This is a genomic window from Methanoregula sp. (assembly GCF_028712425.1).
Classification (GTDB): Archaea; Halobacteriota; Methanomicrobia; order Methanomicrobiales; family Methanospirillaceae; genus Methanoregula.
This window is the reverse complement of the sequence record NZ_JAQTQD010000013.1, coordinates 58,899-77,053: the sequence shown is the minus strand read 5'-3', so window position 1 is coordinate 77,053 and position 18,155 is coordinate 58,899. Positions and strand designations below refer to the sequence as shown.

16 protein-coding genes and 3 tRNA genes are annotated in these 18,155 nt (G+C 57.4%); 14 read left to right on the top strand and 5 right to left on the bottom strand.

Going from position 1 to position 18,155, the window contains the following annotated elements; translation table 11 throughout:
- From PHF39_RS08670 to PHF39_RS08660, 3 genes are all read right to left on the bottom strand, one after another.
- Positions 1 to 783 (bottom strand): zinc ribbon domain-containing protein (locus PHF39_RS08670; RefSeq protein ID WP_300223029.1); only part of this gene is annotated, 783 nt, incomplete at its 3' end.
- 1,020 nt (positions 784 to 1,803) lie between these two features.
- Entirely contained in the window at positions 1,804 to 2,091 is a 288-nt protein-coding gene (locus PHF39_RS08665; protein ID WP_300223027.1) for a DUF4405 domain-containing protein, read from the bottom strand.
- A 229-nt stretch (positions 2,092 to 2,320) separates the two neighbouring features.
- Positions 2,321 to 2,521 carry a winged helix-turn-helix domain-containing protein gene (locus PHF39_RS08660; protein ID WP_300223025.1) on the bottom strand — a complete coding sequence of 67 codons (201 nt, stop codon included), beginning with the start codon at positions 2,519 to 2,521 and terminating at the stop codon, positions 2,321 to 2,323.
- Positions 2,522 to 2,749: 228 nt separating this feature from the next.
- Here PHF39_RS08660 and PHF39_RS08655 point away from each other — a divergent pair.
- The 11 genes from PHF39_RS08655 (at position 2,750) to PHF39_RS08605 (ending at position 13,239) form a co-directional block, all read left to right on the top strand.
- Positions 2,750 to 2,821 (top strand) — tRNA-Cys (locus tag PHF39_RS08655).
- Positions 2,822 to 2,886: 65 nt separating this feature from the next.
- Positions 2,887 to 3,882, top strand: coding sequence for a radical SAM protein (locus PHF39_RS08650; RefSeq protein WP_300223023.1), 996 nt, complete (start codon positions 2,887 to 2,889; stop codon positions 3,880 to 3,882).
- Positions 3,883 to 4,069: 187 nt separating this feature from the next.
- Entirely contained in the window at positions 4,070 to 4,408 is a 339-nt protein-coding gene (locus tag PHF39_RS08645; RefSeq protein ID WP_300223021.1) for a hypothetical protein, read from the top strand.
- A 324-nt stretch (positions 4,409 to 4,732) separates the two neighbouring features.
- Positions 4,733 to 4,804: transfer RNA gene (locus tag PHF39_RS08640), tRNA-Cys, on the top strand.
- Between the two features lie 201 nt (positions 4,805 to 5,005).
- Complete coding sequence (gene pscS, locus PHF39_RS08635) at positions 5,006 to 6,370, top strand: O-phospho-L-seryl-tRNA:Cys-tRNA synthase (protein WP_300223031.1); 1,365 nt, start codon at positions 5,006 to 5,008, stop codon at positions 6,368 to 6,370.
- 47 nt (positions 6,371 to 6,417) lie between these two features.
- The gene (locus tag PHF39_RS08630) at positions 6,418 to 7,716 is read left to right on the top strand and encodes an O-acetylhomoserine aminocarboxypropyltransferase/cysteine synthase family protein (protein ID WP_300223019.1); all 1,299 of its coding nucleotides are present in this window, start codon (positions 6,418 to 6,420) and stop codon (positions 7,714 to 7,716) included.
- Between the two features lie 76 nt (positions 7,717 to 7,792).
- Complete coding sequence (locus tag PHF39_RS08625; protein ID WP_300223017.1) at positions 7,793 to 9,268, top strand: homoserine O-acetyltransferase; 1,476 nt, start codon at positions 7,793 to 7,795, stop codon at positions 9,266 to 9,268.
- Positions 9,265 to 9,744, top strand: a complete 480-nt coding sequence (locus PHF39_RS08620) for a DUF1890 domain-containing protein (RefSeq protein ID WP_300223015.1) — start codon at positions 9,265 to 9,267, stop codon at positions 9,742 to 9,744. Before PHF39_RS08625 ends, PHF39_RS08620 begins: the two co-directional genes overlap by 4 nt.
- Positions 9,732 to 10,019 carry a DUF1894 domain-containing protein gene (locus PHF39_RS08615; RefSeq protein ID WP_300223013.1) on the top strand — a complete coding sequence of 96 codons (288 nt, stop codon included), beginning with the start codon at positions 9,732 to 9,734 and terminating at the stop codon, positions 10,017 to 10,019. Before PHF39_RS08620 ends, PHF39_RS08615 begins: the two co-directional genes overlap by 13 nt.
- A 20-nt stretch (positions 10,020 to 10,039) precedes the next feature.
- Positions 10,040 to 11,152, top strand: a complete 1,113-nt coding sequence (thiI, locus tag PHF39_RS08610; protein ID WP_300223011.1) for a tRNA uracil 4-sulfurtransferase ThiI — start codon at positions 10,040 to 10,042, stop codon at positions 11,150 to 11,152.
- 776 nt (positions 11,153 to 11,928) lie between these two features.
- Positions 11,929 to 13,239 carry an ATP-binding protein gene (locus PHF39_RS08605; RefSeq protein ID WP_300223009.1) on the top strand — a complete coding sequence of 437 codons (1,311 nt, stop codon included), beginning with the start codon at positions 11,929 to 11,931 and terminating at the stop codon, positions 13,237 to 13,239.
- A gap of 12 nt (positions 13,240 to 13,251) precedes the next feature.
- Here the strand turns inward: PHF39_RS08605 and cysS are convergent, their stop codons facing one another.
- A complete protein-coding gene (gene cysS, locus PHF39_RS08600) occupies positions 13,252 to 14,511 on the bottom strand; it encodes a cysteine--tRNA ligase (RefSeq protein WP_300223007.1) in 1,260 nt (419 codons plus the stop codon).
- 23 nt (positions 14,512 to 14,534) lie between these two features.
- A tRNA-Cys gene (locus PHF39_RS08595) sits at positions 14,535 to 14,607 on the bottom strand.
- 668 nt (positions 14,608 to 15,275) lie between these two features.
- Between PHF39_RS08595 and cysK the strand changes: the two genes are divergently transcribed.
- Genes cysK through pdxS form a run of 3 tightly spaced genes read left to right on the top strand, consistent with a single transcriptional unit; the run spans position 15,276 to position 18,123 of the window.
- On the top strand, positions 15,276 to 16,211 hold the full coding sequence (gene cysK / locus PHF39_RS08590) for a cysteine synthase A (RefSeq protein ID WP_300223005.1): 936 nt from the start codon (positions 15,276 to 15,278) through the stop codon (positions 16,209 to 16,211).
- A 7-nt stretch (positions 16,212 to 16,218) separates the two neighbouring features.
- Positions 16,219 to 17,187 carry a serine O-acetyltransferase gene (gene cysE, locus PHF39_RS08585; protein ID WP_300223003.1) on the top strand — a complete coding sequence of 323 codons (969 nt, stop codon included), beginning with the start codon at positions 16,219 to 16,221 and terminating at the stop codon, positions 17,185 to 17,187.
- A 39-nt stretch (positions 17,188 to 17,226) separates the two neighbouring features.
- A complete protein-coding gene (gene pdxS / locus PHF39_RS08580; protein WP_300223001.1) occupies positions 17,227 to 18,123 on the top strand; it encodes a pyridoxal 5'-phosphate synthase lyase subunit PdxS in 897 nt (298 codons plus the stop codon).
- The last annotated feature ends 32 nt before the right edge of the window (positions 18,124 to 18,155 follow it).

Sequence of the window (18,155 nt, the reverse complement as noted above, 5' to 3'; positions counted from 1 at the left end):
GGGAGAAGGCCGGTAGAGCCTTTCCGGCGGCGGGGAAAAGACCGGCTCCTCGCGGACAGGGAAGCCACGGTTCCGCAGAGGCATAAGGATCGCTGCCGGATCGGGAGGAATGACGGCAGCCCCGCACTGGTCACAGAAGCGCGAGCCGGGACGGCCACGGTTCCCGCACGTTGTGCAGAAGAACGGGAGGTCTTCCGGCAAGGAGCCGGGAGGAGAGAGTGCACCTGCGGCATCCCCCGGTACCTCCCGGTCGCGGACCGGGAACCGCGGGGCAGAATCTCCCCGGTAATTCTCCCGTGCAGCAGGGTTCACCCTCTCTTTCGGGAACGTGGCACCGCCGTATTCCGGATCATGGAGACCCGGGCTGAACACCAATTTTGCAGGATCATACCCGGCCCGCGGACTGCTCTTCCGGGGGGACGATGCCGGCCCCGTACCCGGGGGGGAGGGCACTACCGGGATATTCCGGATCCACTCCTCCATCTCCCCCACCCGGGACCGGTTGCCGGGCTTCCCGGCAAAGGTCAGGACAAGCTTCCGGCTCTCGCCCCGGCCCGTCCTGGCCTGGATTGCCAGCACGGGTTCGCCTGCCCCGTTCAGGTATGGCTCGACCCCTTCGATCCGGTCGAGAGCAAGGTCGCGGTCCGGCATGAGCGGGTCGTTGGGGCTCTTCAGGATCAGCCGGCGGTCTGTCAGGAACGCATGGTAAGGTACGGACTTGACATAGACTCCCGGTGATTTCACCCGCCATTGCTCTCCCTGTTGTAATGCCGGCAGATCCATAACGCACGTGTTCTGTATCTTGTTTTATTAAGTAATACATAATAAAATTTTATTATTACAAAAATTTGGTTTTTAACAGCACAAAACGTGACACTGTCCAAACCACTCACCTCATTAGTAATCTTCATGACCGCACCAATACCATCGCTGAAACACCATGCACTCTCTGGAAATGGTTGTTGCGAATTTTCAGAAATATTCTTAAAAATTTTCCGTTTTGTAGTACTCGCCAATAACTGCAAATCACCTGGAGCACCGATTCTGCGGAGCTGCTGCCACATTCCAGACGAGATCTCTGTGGCGGCAGCATTGCTGCATTCTCACCCCCACCGCACATCCACAATCTTTCATTGAAGCTCAAGACTGGCGGTGCCAAAAAAGGCACCATTTACGAGTGAAAAGTGCAAAAAAGCCTGATACAGGCAAAAGCCGTACTAAAACCCAAAAATACTAATTATCCTCAATTTTCCCGCACCAGGGCCCCACCCAACTTCGCATCAATAGGGGGGTCTCCCGCACACCCCCCGCCAACCGGTCCCGGCCCTATGCCCACCCATCGGCAGGTCCTCCCGACGTAAAACCACAGCAATACGACCGCCCGGCAGCCCCCCGTTTCGCGCAATTTCCGGTCGCAGCTGGGGGTCTCTCACATACCCCCCCTGGCCATGGGTGGGGGGTATGATCGGTTTGAAACGCACCATGGGGGGGAGGTATACCGGATACCCCCCACCTCATTTTTGGGAGAGGGGCATTATCGCACGGTTTTTTCCGGACCAATGGCCCGTCGATAATCTGCTAACGTAACCCTCCTCAAACCTGGGAGCGGGGGGTCTCTTCCGGCCAAAGGGGGGAGGGGGATCCCGGACACCCCCCCACCCGGATGGCGGGGGGTATGATCGATTTGAAACGCAAACGGGGGAGGGGGTATCCGGCATACCCCCCCTCATTTGTGGGATTACTTCCTGGCCAGATGGCGGGAGGGGGATCCAGCTTTGAATCATCGCACCCCACCCATCCCCGTCATCCCTTCTTCGCTCTTCCACCCACGCCCAGTATTCTGGAAATATGGTAAAAGAACCGCCAGTGCAGCAGCAGGTGCACGGCCAGCAGCAGCGCGAATGCAAAACTCGCGATGTCGTGATACAGTATCCAGTCGTGCCGGGTGATCCCCATCCAGGTGACCCAGTTCCCGCCCCGCCCGGTTCCGGAGGGCAGGTAAATGTACAGGACAAGGCCGGTGATGAGCGAGGGGATGAACGTGATGAGGCAGCCGATATCAACGAGCGCATTGATGGTGACGCGTTTCATGAAAGTTCCTCATGATTTCCTCACGATGGCCGCTATGATAAAAGTGCCGTACTACCGTTGGTCCGGTTCACATCCGAACTCCTGGCATACGTGGTCCTGTGTCCGCATGCTGCATGGATTCTGGACTAATCACGCCTTGACGGGAAGAAACGAACAGAAATAAACCGGAAAACAATACCCGGGGGTTGTCATAGAAAAAAGATTCGGGGATACAATCACCAGCACCGCATCATGCGGACACCACCTCTTCCTTTTGCCCGATCAGGCCATAGAGGCTCTGGCGGGCGTCAACGAAATAGTGGCGTTCAACAAGGAGGTTCTCATCCCTGAGCCGGTCCAGGGCATACCGGACCGTGCGCGACGGCAGGGCGGTCTCGCGGATGAGATCCTTCTGGGTCAGCTGCTCTCCGGACTCCAGTACCTTGTACACAAGCTTTGCCGACGGGGGCAGGTGCCCGATACTTTTTGTTATACTATTCCCGTTTGCGGTTACGACAAAAACGATCCCTCATAGTGGATCACCACAACGTACTGGAACTTCACAATTGTTAAGTATTTCGGAACCTGAAAGAAAAACCATAACCACGAATGCGGCAAAAACCGCCGTCAGATAAGTGGCTAAATAACAGCGTTTCCAACGCAGGTACAAAATCATCGTGCCAGTGTGGCGGAGTGGCTACGCGGTTGACTGCAGATCAACTACACCCCGGTTCAATTCCGGGCGCTGGCTCTTTCATGACTGTGCATGAAATACAACCCGATCAATCTCCAGGTAATTCATTGAGCTTTCCCTCCATGGACGATGGCCTTACCGCAGAGACCAAGGCGCTTCTGGTTGCTATTGGCAGTGCGGATATTGATCCCCGGCTTCTCCCACCGGAATACCGGACAACCGCAACTGCCGGCCCGGGGGCCGGCGGAGATTCCCTTTTCATCTCCTCAGGCAATCACCGTGTCAGGCTTTCCATCAGGCCGGGTTCCCCGCTCAGGGTCATTCTCCGGAATAAGGGCGTGGCCGTGCAGAGAGACGGCCGGATAATCGCATGCGGGACACTCGAACTCCCGCTCTGTCACTGCCCAAAACAGGCCTATATCACGGTCAGCGAGCGCTGTATCTATGACTGTAAATTCTGTCCTGTCCCAAAACTCGGAGGCCGCATAAAAAGCCTGGAAGAGATAACAGCCCTTGTTGAAGCAGCGCAGTCACGGGGGGATCTTACGGCCATCTCGCTCACGAGCGGGATTGCCGAATCGCCGGAGAAAGAGGCCGCATACATGGCAGATGTGGTCCGGCACCTCGCCACACGCTTTGATCTCCCCATCGGCGTTTCGATTTATCCAACAGAAACGTCCTCAGAAGATCTCCATGCAGCAGGAGCCTGTGAGATCAAATACAATGTTGAGACCATGGACCGGCAGATCTTCCAAAGGGTCTGCCCCGGGCTCTCTCTTGATGCAATTCTTGAGGCGCTCTTTAGGGCAACAAAAACATTCGGAAAGAACCGTGTCTCTTCAAACTTCATCCTCGGTCTTGGCGAAACAGACGCATGCGTGCAGGCCGGCGTCGGGACTCTCGCATCCATGGGAGTCATTCCCAACCTCCGCCCGATCTCTCCCCATCCGCTTAGGAAGGGGGAGATCGTGGTGGAACGCCCGTCCGCAGACCGGCTCATGCGCCTTGCACGGATCAACAGGGCCGCACTTGAACGCCACGGGCTGGACGTGAGGGCTGCAAAGACCATGTGCCTTCCCTGCACCGGGTGTGACCTGACACCGCAACGGGATGTGTAAAGGGAACCGGATCCGGTTCCGCGGTCCCGATACGCGATCGCGGGCCGGTCACAATTTTGTTTCTCTTTGCCAGCACCCGCGTGATACGGCAGAACAGGAAAAACACGGCAAATATTGTCGGAATTCTCGGATTGATATATCCACGGGCCCAATTTGTCTGTTCACCTTCGTGAACAAGAAATACCGTATGAAACCACGACAACGCACCCTCGCGTCCTTCACGGCAGTTCTCGGCCTGATCACCCTGATCCTGGCCGTTTCCATCCTTGCCGAGAAGGCCCACGAGAACCATCTCCCGGAACGAAACGGGCGGGGCACCCAGGAAGCGCTCATCGCGTACGGCCTTCCGGCCGGTATCCTCCTCCTGCTCTCGGCCTTTGCCGGATCCGGCAAGCACCTCCACAGCAACAGAACACCCCCCGGAACGAGATCACCGGGATCAGAATCATACTGTTCCTTCAGGGACACGGTTTTTGCCATGGAATGGCCGATGCGGATGCCGCCCCGGTTCATGCCAGCTCATTGAATCAGACGATTCAGCCCGTCAGATTACGTATCACCCTTATTGACAGACATATGGACATACATCCGGTGTCCGGAAATCTTCTCCGTTTTTTGGAGGGCTTCCGGATGCAGGACGTTTTTCGCGCCAGTCAGCAATAATATGACTATAAGTAATATCAATTGCGCGAGAAATATCCCCAATGGTTATACAAAACTGACCCGAAAATGCTCATTTCCGTCGTAAATATTGATTCAGGATAATCCTGCCTGTGAGCGAACCATTAAATATTCACAATTGTTATTTTGTAATACAAGTTCACAATCGTGAACGAATTAATTCACAAGTGCCAGTGTGGCGGAGAGGCTACGCGGTTGACTGCATATCAACTACACCCCGGTTCAATTCCGGGCGCTGGCTTTCCAAAAGGTGCATCCGCACCTTGTGGACGAGAAAACTGCCATGCAGTTCTTCGAAATCCGAAGAGGCACGCAGTGCCTTGTGGACGAGAAAACTGTCATGCAGTTCTTCGAAATCCGAAGAGGCACGCAGTGCCTTGAGGTCGAGAAGAACTGCGCAGCAGTTCTTCGAATGAAAAAACTCCAGAACAGGTGTCCCATCATGAGTATCAGGATCCAGAAGACATTCGAGGCGCTCTTCAAACTTGAAGAGGTGCGGCAGATCTTCCGCGACTCGCTCCCCGCCGGGTTTGACGCAGAGGAGGAGGCAGCTTTCCGGCAGAAAGTCGCCGAAGCAAAGGCCATCCTTGCGGACCTCGAAGCCGGCACCGGCTCGCCGAAGATAACGAAGATTGCCGGTACTATTGACCTGAGAACAAGGGAAGAGTCGGCCATCAACATCCAGCCCATCCAGGCAGCGGGAAGGCTGACCCCGGAGGCAAGGAAGGCCCTCATCTCCTATGGCGACGGTTACTCAACGTGCGACGCCTGCCGGAAACCATTCCGCCTGGACAAGATCTCAAAACCCGGGATCGCGGACTTCCACGCCGAACTCGCGAAGTTCGTGGGCATGGACCATGCAAGGGTCGTGCCGGGGGCACGCCGCGGGTTCCAGGCCGTGACCGGGACACTTGTCGGCAAGGGGGACTCCGTGATCGTATCAGCCCTTGCCCACTACACCGAGTTCCTTGCAGTCGAGAACGCAGGCGGGGTTGTCCGGGAAGTGCCGCTGAACGAGAAGAACATCGTTACCGGTGAAGCAACGGCACAGAAGATCGAAGAGGTCAAAGCAGAGACCGGGAAACTCCCGGTACTTGTCATGATCGACCACTTCGACTACCAGTTCGCCAACGAGCACGAGGTAAAAGAGATCGGGAAGGTCGCCCACCAGTACGACATCCCCTTCCTCTACAACGGGGCCTATACGGTCGGCGTGATGCCCGTCAACGGCAAAGCCATCGGGGCCGACTTCGTGGTCGGCTCCGGACACAAGAGTATGGCATCGGTCGCGCCGTCCGGGGTGCTTGCCATGACCGATGAATGGCTGCCAAAAGCCCTCCGCACCACAGCGATGGTCGGGGACCTTACCAAACGCAAATTCGGGATCAAGGAGGTCGAGATGCTCGGCTGCACGCTGATGGGCGGGACGCTGCTCTCCATGATGGCATCGTTCCCCACGGTAAAAGCGCGGACGAATGAATGGGAGGAGGAAGTAAAACGCTCCAACTACTTCATCGGACGGCTGCTGAAGATCGCGGGCAGCCGGGTGCTCTCCGAGTACCCGAGAAACCACACGCTCACAAAAGTTGACACAACCGGCAGTTTCGACACGGTCGCACAGACCCACAAGCGCCGGGGGTTCTACCTCAGTGACGAACTCTCGACGCGCGGGATCGTTGGCGAATTCGCCGGCGCCACCCGGACCTGGAAACTGAACACCTACGGCCTTTCGGATAAGAAGGTCCGCTACCTTGCGGACGCATTCACGGAAGTTGCAGAAAAACACGGCCTGACCGTGGAGAAATAATCCCAAAAAATACCAGACCCGATACAAAACCAGACGAGGAAACCACCATGACAGCAAAGAAATTCAACCTGGGAACAACCTCCCTCCATGCAGGGCAGGTGCCCGATCCGACCACCGGATCCCGCGTAGTACCGCTCTACCAGACATCGTCGTACGTGTTCAAAAACACGGAACACGCAGCCAACCTCTTCGGCCTGCGCGAGCTCGGGAACATCTATACCCGGCTCATGAACCCGACCACCGACGTCTTCGAGAAGCGGATCGCTGCAATCGAAGGCGGGACGGGAGCCATCGCAACCGCATCGGGAGCGGCAGCCATCACCTACGCGATCCTGAACATCACCCGGCCCGGGGACGAGATCGTATCCGCAGATAACCTGTATGGGGGGACCTACGAGTTCTTCCACTACACGCTCCCGAAGTTCGGGCGGCATGTTATCTTCGTGAATTCGCAGGACCCGGAAGCGTTCAGGAAAGCAATCACACAGAAGACAAAGGCGATTTATGCCGAGACCATCGGAAACCCGAAACTCGATGTCCCGGACTTCGAGAAACTTGCAAAGATCGCCCACGATGCCGGTATCCCGCTCATCGTGGACAACACAACCGGCGTCGGGCTTGTCCGCCCCATCGATCACGGTGCAGATATCGTGGTCCACTCGGCAACCAAGTACATCGGAGGCCACGGGAACTCGCTGGGGGGCGTCATCGTCGACTCCGGGAAGTTTGCCTGGAACAACGGTAAATTCCCCGAATTCACCGAGCCCGACCCGAGTTACCATGGCCTGAAATACTGGGACACGTTCGGGAACTTCCCGGGCCTCGGGAACGTTGCGTTTGTCTTCAAGATCCGCGTCTCACTCATGAGAGACACCGGCGCCGTGCTCAGCCCGTTCAATGCATGGCTCTTCCTGATCGGCCTTGAGACCCTGCACCTCAGGGTTCCGCGTCACTCGGAGAATGCGCTGGCGGTTGCACAGTTCCTCAAAACCCACCCGAAGGTGGCATGGGTGAACTATGCCGGGCTTCCCGATAATCCGAACCACGAGCTGACGAAAAAGTACCTGACCGGAGGATACGGCCCCATCGTAGGTGTCGGTATTAAAGAAGGAGAGAAAGGGTCGCGGCAGTTCATCGACAACCTCAGGCTCTTCAGCCAGCTCGCAAACATCGGCGACTCCAAGAGCCTTGTCATCCACCCGGCCTCCACCACCCACCAGCAGCTCACACCGGAAGAACAGAAGAAGACCGGAGTCTCTCCGGAACTGGTCCGGCTTTCCATCGGGACCGAGGATATCGAAGACCTCATCGCCGACCTGAAGCAGGCACTGGACAAAACGCCGTGAGGGATCCTTCAGGAACCCTTGCGGCGACCCGGGATAGTATTGCAGAACTCACCGATAATCCACACGGGGTGCATACATGATCAAAGGATCCGCTGGAGTTGTTGAAACACAGTATTACCGCCATCCCTCCCCCCTCCTGTTGGAGAGCGGGGAGACGCTTCCCACTCTTACGCTTGCGTATGAGACCTACGGGAAACTCAACCGCGAGAAGAGCAACGCCATTCTCGTGTGCCACGCCCTCTCAGGCGACGCCCATGTTGCGGGATTCCACGAAGGCGATGACAAGCCCGGGTGGTGGGACGCAGTAGTCGGTCCCGGCAAGGCGCTGGATACCGACCGCTACTTTGTGATCTGCTCGAATGTTCTCGGAGGATGCAAGGGCTCGACCGGCCCGGCATCCATGAGCCCGGCGACCGACAAGCCCTGGGGGGCAAAGTTCCCGGTCATCACGATCCGGGACATGGTGAGTGCCCAGAAACTCTTAATCGACCACCTCAAAATCAGCCAGCTCTACGCGGTCGTGGGCGGCTCGATGGGGGGCATGCAGGTGCTGCAGTGGACGGTCGATTTCCCCGATGCCATGAAGAAAGCCGTCGTGATAGCGGCAACCGGGTACTCGACGCCCCAGCAGATCGCGTTCAACGAGGTAGGGAGAAAAGCGATCATCTCTGATCCCCACTGGAACAATGGCGATTACTACGGTAAGGCAAGCCCCGGTCACGGCCTCGCGCTGGCACGGATGGTGGGTCACATCACCTACCTCTCGAACGAGTCCATGCACGAGAAGTTCGGCAGGGCACTGCAGGGCAAGGACCGCAGGGGGTTTGACTTCTCCACGGACTTCAAGATCGAGAGCTACCTCCACCACCAGGGCGACACGTTCACGAAACGGTTCGACGCCAACTCGTACCTCTACATCACAAAAGCCATCGATTATTTCGACCTGACAAAGGATGGCTCGCTCACCACCGGGTTTTCCGGGGTGAAGGCCGCGTTCCTCGTCATCTCGGTATCGTCCGACTGGCTCTACCCGCCCTACCAGTCGCAGGAGATCGTCTCTGCCCTGACAGCAAACGAGGCCGAGGTCCACTACTGCGAGATCCGATCGAATTACGGCCACGATGCCTTCCTCATCGAATCGGGCCAGCTCAACTATATCGTGGGCAGGTTCCTCTCCCACACGGTTGTACGGGACGTCATGATCACGGATGTCCAGACCATCGAGGAAGGGACGACCATCGCCGTCACGGCACGCCGCATGGTCAGCCAGGGTCTGAACCACCTGCCGGTCCTTGGAAGCGGGGGCCGGCTCGTGGGGATCGTCACGTCGTGGGATATTGCAAAGGCGGTTGCCTCGAACTTCCTCTGGCTGGACGAGATCATGTCCCGTGACGTGGTGACCGCAACACCGGACGAACCCATTGAGGAAGCAGCCCGCAAGATGGAGGAGCACGCCATCTCGGCGCTCCCGGTTATTGATGGAGACCAGCATGTCATCGGGCTCATCACGGCAGACGCGATCAGCGTGCTCGTGGGGAGGGGCAACCCATGACAGACACTGAGGAAAACCTCACCGGACCGACAGCCCTGCTCGTCCTCGGCTGCCCGGAGGTTCCGGTCCAGCAGGCGCTTGCCCTCCATATCGCTCACCAGTTCCGGAAGCGGGGTTTTTTAGTCCATGCCGCGGGTAACCCGGCGGTCCTGAACCTGCTGAAAGTGTCCGAACCGGAGAAACGGTACCTTCCAACGATGCAGGTCCTGGAACAATGTATCGGGGAGATTGTCGAAAAGAAGCGGGACGCCAGACTCTGTATTGTCTTTGCCCACAGCGATGCCGGGATCACGTATGCAGCTACCATGCGCCACCTCCTGCCGGAAGCCAGGCTGGTCGTGATCATCTTCGGGAAAGACCCGGAACCGTTATCAGCGCTCGCTGATTTCCCGTGCGAGAAGATCGTTGAGAAGGCAGTCCATAACCCGATGCAGCTGAGGAGGAGAATCAACGAGGTGTTCGGATGGGCTGCATAGAGAACCTCCCGTACGAGATGGTCCTCCCGCTCGGCGCATCCTTCAAAGAATGCCGCGAGTACGTGGAGAAGAACTTTGCCGAGTTCTGGTACGTCGACCCCGGCTACAAACTCTTTGACGAATACATCATCGGGCTGCCCCCGATTGCTCTTGGGATCGATGGTGCGAAGATCGTATTTCCCTATACAAAACCCTGCCATGGTACCTACCTGCTGGCAGTTGATGACGCCGATGAAGCGGCCCGGGTCCGTAAGACCGCACGGAAGAAGAAGTAAATCGTTGGTGAACGTGCGATATGAAGAAACAATGGCTTATCCGCTATTCAGAAATATTCCTCAAATCCGATCCCGTGCGGCGGCAGTGGGAGAACGCCCTGATCGCCAATATCCGTGAGATGATGCCGGAAGTTCATGTCCGGAACGAGCGGGGGAGGATCTGGCTGGACGGGGATGTGAGACCCGATCTTTTGAAGAACATCTTCGGGATCGTCTCGTTCTCGGAAGTTGAGCACATCCGGCTCGATGAGATCGAAGCATTCCTTCCCGATTATTGTCGCCGCCATGGGATTGAGAAATCAAAGACCTTTGCCATTAAGATGAAGCGGGTCGGGAAGCACACGTTCACGTCCAATGATAAGGCCATCGAGTACGGCAACCTCCTCCGGAACGAATTCCCTCACCTCCGGGTGAACCTCGCCCACCCAGACAAGGAGATCCATGTTGAGATCCGTGCCGACCAGGCCTATCTCTATGACACCGTAACGAAAGGGGTCGGGGGCCTCCCGCTCGGGGTCGAAGGCACTCTCGTGGCGCTGGTCTCCGGCGGGATTGACTCTCCCGTTGTAGCATGGATGATGATGAAGCGGGGCTGCCGGATCCTCCCCCTCTTTGTTGCGCTCGATACCTTCCTGGACGAGACAACGATCGCCCGGGCAGAGCGGGTTGTCCAGGAGCTGGCACGGTACCAGCCGGGGATCCGGTTGACCGTGATCCGGGATTCCTATCTTGCGGAGGCAAAAAAGGAACTGGTGGCACGGCATGCCGAAAAGTATACCTGCCTCTTCTGCAAGCGCCGGATGTACCGCGTGGCGACCGCTTTTGCGATCCAGAACGGGGCAAAAGGAATTGTCACGGGAGAATCGCTCGGGCAGGTGGCAAGCCAGACGCTCGACAACCTGGTCGTCCTCACCGATGCAGCGTCAGAGATCCCCATCCACCGGCCCCTGATCGGGTTCGACAAGGAGGATGCGATCCGGATCGCCCGCGAGATCGGGACATTCGATGAATCCATATCAAAAGCTTCCGGCTGCAAGGCCGTGCCGGCCGGGCCGTCAACGAAGGCGAGACTTTCCATGATCCGGGAAATCGAGGAGAAGCTCGAAGCAGCGAAGATGCCGGTCCCGGTCTGAATCGGGAAAAGTTCTGCACGGACAGAATATGGCGATACCTGGAGGGAATGTAACCCATTAGGTTCGATCATCTGTCTTCCTGATTTCGTGATCCATCCTGTGACAGAATACCGGGGGCCACCCTTTTGGTTAAAGGAGGGGCCCCCACCCCACCCTTCGTACGACCCACCCCCCTCCCCGCCATTTCAAAACCGGCAGGAGAGGACCCCTACCATCCCTGCCACTAAGGGAGGGGTAGGCAGGGGTCCTTCATTCCACTGGCAGCGGGGCCTATTCGGCTGAACTCCCTGACGGAGCCCGCTTTTTAGGGCCGGCCGCGAACCAAAAAAGAGGAGGGGGGGATACCCCTCCCATGCCATGGGGGGTGGGTAGGGGTCCCTGAGTAGGAGGGGGGGTTCCTGGCACCGGTTCCGGGCCGGGACTTGGGGAGGGGTGGGTACCACCCCTCTTGTGCGGGAACTGTTGATTCCGGGAGTATGCTGGTAGTGACCGGGAGGAGTCTGCCTGCTTCCGACACTATTGGGTACTGTGTCCGCTTCTCCGTTGGGAACCTGGAGATAATGCTATCGGATGATTACCCGCTGCAGGTGAGTGATATAGGGGATCCCCCCATACACCAGAGCCGCGATGATGTATACAATCGATATGTCGGACTATAATCCTACAAAACATAACATTAATGATGGGTTATAACCAGACAAAAAAGTATATTTGTGTGTGATTATAACCATACACATTGCATGTTACTTGACAGAGGCGCCTTGGACAGATCGCCAATGGATCGTGGCAGTCTCACACTCACACCACTCACCGAACTTCTGACATCGATGAATCCCTGGTGGGTGGGGAGAGACTTTGAAATCGGGAAGCCCCGACCGGCGTATCTCGCGAAGATACAACGCTATCTTGACACCAGAGAGATCATCGTGTTGAGTGGCGTCCGGCGTGCCGGCAAGACAACGCTCCTCTACCAGACGATCCATCACCTTATCGCGGACCGGGACATCCCTCCGCGAAACATCCTCTTTGTCAAATGCGACGAGGAGGGGATAGCATCAGCCGGCCATACCGTTTCCGCGATTGTAGATACGTACAGAAAGGAGGTGTCGGTTGAGGGAACCATCTATCTTGTCTTTGACGAGATCCAGGCAATAAAGAACTGGGAACAGACAATAAAATCGTTCTATGACAAAAAACAGTATCGGATCATCATCTCCGGTTCATCCTCGTATCTCCTTGACTCGCAGGTCGCAACGCTGCTCTCGGGACGATACCTTACCGTAACGGTATTTCCCCTTGATTTCCGGGAATATCTCGCCTTCAGCGGACAGGACGTCCCGGCTGATCCCATAGACCTTGCATCCAGGAAATACGAGATCATCACCCTGCTGAAGCGCTATCTCCGCGAAGGGGGATTTCCCGGGGTCGCCCTGCAGGCAGATGAACGGACACGGCTGGACCAGCTGAAGGCATATTACGACAGTATTGTGTACCGCGACATCGTCCGGGTCAACGAAGTGAGAAACCAGAAAGCACTCGCTGCCGTCCTGCATTACCTCTTCACCAACATCGCATCCCCTTATTCCTACCGAAGGCTCAGTGAGACCTTCGGGATCAATATCGCGACACTGCAGGATTACATCCGTTTTGCCGATATGGCAAGGATCCTCCGGGAAATCCAGATCTTCTCTTATTCGCTTCAGACACAGGCACGGGCCAACAAGAAGATCTACTGCATAGACAATGGCCTGCGTAATGCGGTCTCGTTCCGGTTCTCGGAAGATGAGGGAAAACTTGCGGAGAATCTTGTCTTCTTAGAACTGATCAAATCGGACGCGGACCTGTTCTATTGGAAGAATAACCATGAGATGGATTTTGTGATGAAAAACCCGGATACCTCCCTTACCGCAATCAACGTCTGTTATACTGACTCCATTCCTGGACGGGAAGCTGACGCTCTGCAGGAATTTTCTGAACTGTTTGCCGGCAAAGTCAGAGAACGGATCATCCTCACGCGGGACAAGGAAGGAGAAGAAAATAGGATTGTGTATACTCCCCTCTGGAAATGGCTTCTTGGCCGGGGATAACCGCAGGCGCCATTAAAGCGCCCGGTCCTTCACCGTAATCCCGGCCTCCACCATCTTCTCGCGGATCAGGTCGGCCACTTCAAACTGCTTCCGGGCCCGCAGCTCCTCGCGGATCTCCTGCAGGACACTCAACGGTGCGCTTGTCTCGCGGAGGAAGTTGATCCCGAGGATCTTCCCGTACTCCTTCAGGGCGCCGATATCCCCGTTTGCTGCAAGGCGCTGGATTGTCGCGAGCGCCATAGGAGTATTGAGATCGTTCTCCATGGCTTCGGTGAAGGCTTTCCTTCCGAAGATGTCCGGACCCATATCTTCCTGCGCAATCGCCCGGATATGTTCGAGCCGCTTTGCAGCGTTGGCCAGACCCTCGTCCGTTGCCTGCAGGGGGGAGCGGTAGTGCGAGAGGAGAAGGAAGTACCGGAGCACGTCGGGCTTCCATGTCTTTGTGGCGTCGCGGATCGTGATGAAATTCCCCAGCGACTTGGACATCTTCTCGCCATTGACGGTCAAAAAACCGGTGTGCATCCAGTACCGCACCATCGGGTGCTTTCCTTCCAAGGACTCCATCTGGGCGATCTCGGCCTCGTGGTGGGGGAAGATCAGGTCCAGGCCCCCGCCGTGGATATCGTACTGCTGGCCGAAGTACTTCTCGGAGATGGCTGTGTCCTCGATGTGCCAGCCGGGCCGGCCCCGGCCCCAGGGTGAATCCCAGGTGTACTCGCCGTACTCGCCGAGCTTCCAGAGCGCAAAATCGTTCGGATTATGTTTTGATTCATCCGTTACGCGGCTGACGCGTTTTGCCCGCTCCTGGCCGGAGAGTTCCCCGTTGCGCTCGAAGGTATCCACGTTGAAGTAGACCCCGGCCTCTGTGACATAAGCAACGCCACGGTCGAGAAGGCGACCGATCTGGTCGATGATCTCGGGGATATGGGTCGTTGCCCGGGCATAGTAGCTGACGGCATTGATCCCGAGTGCCTGCATGTCGCGGAGGTACTCGCGTTCGAATTTCCGTGCAAGTTCGCTCTGGGATATGCCTTCCTCCTTTGCCCGGTTGATGATCTTGTCGTCAACGTCCGTGATGTTCTGGAGGTAGAAGACCTCTTTTCCGGTTGAGCGGAGAAACTTTGCCAGTACGTCGAAGACCACGTAGGTCCGGGCGTGCCCGATGTGCGAATAATCGTACACCGTCGGGCCGCAGACAAACAGGTACACGCGATCGGGATGGAGGGTTGTGAGCGGTTCCGTTGTCTTCGTGAGCGTACTGTACAAGTGCATGGAAATCATCTCCCGTAGGAGAGCGCCGGCGGGTGGAGTCGAACCCCCGGACATCCGCTTTGCAGGCGGAGGCATTAACCGTTCTGCCACGCCGGCTCTTCTGTTCATTCTGGCGTGCCGGATCCGGCACAAAAACTATTCAGGGGGTGAGATTGCCCCCCGGATCATACAATGGCTATTGTGGTGTGGTGCATGAGGCGACAGGTCCGGCAGGGTGCAAGCCGTGCAGGTGTGTGGTACTGCAGAGGCACTGCCGGATATGGATGAGGACGTGAGTTCAGGACAGCGTCACGGACACATACCATCGGCAGCTGTCCGCCAGCGTGCCTGGCGACAGGCAGTCGTCTGCGTGCCGGTTCCAAAAAGCCCCGTACGGCAACAATACTGCCCGGAGCCCCGGATACCGCGGGACCGGACAGCCGTAATCCTCCTGAGGCCAGGATAGTGACGGACAGAACGACCGGATAGTTCCGGATTTGCTCCCGTTCCTGCGATATTCGCATGGTATCTGTTCATGGTGTCTGTTCCCGTTCACGATTGTGAACACACAGTATGGATCGCAGGCGCAGATATACCCTGATTTCGTGTCATGTTTTGCCGCAATCAGCAATTCTTCAGCGGACAAGGCCCTGCGGAAGATCCATCGGCAGGTTTTGCCAGTATCAGAGTACTCATATAGCGGCCCGGGAAAATTAACAATTGTGAAGTACCGGAATCCCGCCGGCTTTTCCGGCCACGATTCCGGATTCAGCAGAGGAAACCAAATGACCAGAATATATGATAATATCACCTCGACCATTGGCAATACGCCGCTTGTCCGCCTCAACAGGCTCGCAAAAGGACAGGAGGCTGACGTCATCGTCAAAATTGAATCGTTCAACCCCATGAGCAGCGTGAAAGACCGCATCGGCGTTGCAATGATCGACGATGCAGAACAAAAGGGGCTGATCAACAAGGATACAATCATCCTTGAAGCAACAAGCGGGAACACCGGTGTCGCACTGGCATTCGTGAGCGCAGCCCGGGGATATAAATTCACACTTGTCATGCCCGAGACCATGAGCATCGAGCGCCGGAAACTGGCAAAGGCATTCGGGGCGGAGCTCGTGCTCACGCCGGGCGCGGAAGGAATGAAGGGCGCGGTAGCCCGGGCAGAACAGATGGCAAAGGAGAACCCGAAGTACTTCTTTGTTACCCGGCAGTTCGAGAATCCCGCAAACCCGGAGATACACAGGAAGACCACGGCCGAAGAGATCTGGCGCGACACTGACGGCACCGTAGATATCCTCGTTGCAGGTGTCGGGACCGGGGGAACTATCACGGGTATCGCAGACGCCATCAGGAAGCGGAAACCCTCGTTCCGTGCCATCGCAGTCGAACCCGATGCATCGCCGGTCCTCTCAGGAGGATCTCCCGGTGCACACCGTATCCAGGGTATCGGGGCAGGTTTTGTCCCCGCGGTGCTCAACCGGGACCTCATCGACGAGATCATCCGGGTGAAGAACGAGGATGCCTTCGAGACTGCGCGGAAACTCGCCCGCGAGGAGGGTATCCTTGCGGGAATCTCCAGCGGGGCTGCGCTGTATGCAGCGCTCGGAGTGGCACGACGCCCGGAGAACAAGGGCAAGACGATTGTCGTCATCCTTCCCGATACCGGTGAACGCTACCTGAGCATTCCGGATCTGTTCGCCGGTGAGTAGGATTGCTATGGTATTCGACCGCCTCCGGGAAGATATCCGGGCAATCTACGGCAGGGACCCGGCTGCCCGCTCGACTCCGGAGATCCTCTTCTGCTACCCGGGCCTCCACGCGCTCTGGTTCCACCGCAGGTCCCACTGGCTCTGGACGCACAACCTGAAGTTCTCTGCCCGGTTCTTGTCCCACATCAGCCGGTTCCTGACCGGGATCGAGATCCATCCGGGCGCGACGATCGGCCGGCGCGTTGTCATCGACCATGGCATGGGCGTTGTTATCGGGGAGACGGCAGAAGTAGGAGACGACGTCCTCATCTACATGGGAGTTGTCCTTGGCGGCACCGCACTCGAAAACATCAAGCGGCACCCGACCATCGGGAACAACGTGATCATCGGCTCCGGCGCCATCGTACTCGGGCCGATCGATATTGGCGATGGGGCAAAAGTTGGTGCCGGGGCGGTTGTTGTCAGGCCGGTACCGTCCGGTGCCACCGTTGTCGGTGTCCCGGGACGGATCGCAGGGCCGGAACAGGGTATTACCCGCGAGGGCCAAAAAGAAGAGGTTATGCCGGACCCGGTGCTCCGTGTCATAAGCAGGCTTCTTGACCGGCAGAACCAGCTCGAGGAGCGGCTCCGCAGCATCGAACAGGCCCGGCCGGAACCGGTTCCCGCTGAACTGCCGCAGGAACTGGTCTGCGAGAACCGGATCCGCGAATCGCTCAGGGACGTGATCGATCCGGAGGTTGGCATCGACATCGTGGATCTCGGGCTCATCAAGGAGATCCGGGTAAACGGCACGCAGGTCGAGATCGACATGGTCCTCACCTGCAGGGCCTGCCCTCTCTCCGATCACCTTTCCGACCAGGTGAAGAGAAAAACCCTGGGGATCTGCGGCATCGAGCAGGTGACGGTCAATCTCCTTGACGAGCCATGGAACTGGGACCGGTTCGTGAAGCAGCGCGGGAGTCTCCGCCAGATCTGAACCCTACAATAACAACGAAAACCGGATTGGTTGATACGAATGGAACTATCAGAATTACGGCATGGCACGGAACTCATCAAACGGGGTTTTGCGTCCATGCAGAAAGGCGGCGTAATCATGGATGTCGTGAACGCCGATCAGGCACGGATCGCAGAAGAAGCCGGCGCCGTTGCCGTGATGTCGCTGGAACGGGTGCCTTCGGATATCCGGAAGGCCGGCGGGGTTGCCCGTATGGCAGACCCGGAGAAGGTGACCGAGATCATCGAGGCGGTCTCCATCCCGGTGATGGGAAAAGTGCGGATCGGACACTTTGTCGAAGCGCAGGTTCTCGAAGTCCTGGGTGTCGACATGATCGACGAGAGCGAAGTCCTGACCCCTGCTGACGAAGAGTACCACATCGAGAAGACGAAGTTTACGGTCCCGTTTGTCTGCGGGGCCCGCGATCTCGGCGAGGCCCTCCGCCGCATCAATGAAGGGGCGGCGATGATCCGCACGAAAGGAGAGGCCGGTACCGGCAACGTGGTCGAAGCGGTGCGGCATATGCGGGCCATCCAGGGGGGCATCCGGGCACTCCGGCAACTCGAACCCCAGGAACTGGTGGCCTATGCCCGGGAGATCGAGGCCCCGACCGAACTGCTCATCGAGACCGCAAAACGGGGCCGGCTGCCGGTCGTGAACTTCTCGGCCGGGGGCATAGCCACTCCCGCCGATGCAGCGCTCATGATGCAGCTCGGGGCCGACGGGGTATTCGTGGGGTCCGGGATCTTTAAGTCGGAAAATCCGGCCCGGAGAGCAAAAGCGATCGTTGAAGCAGTGAACAGTTTCACCGATGCTGAGGTAATAGCACGGGCGAGCCGGGGGCTTGGCGTGGCGATGCCGGGTCTCGATGTCCACCTGTTGAAGCCGGAAGAGGTCCTCCAGACACGAGGAACCTGATCCCAGCATAAAACTGTTTTTTTTGAGAGAAA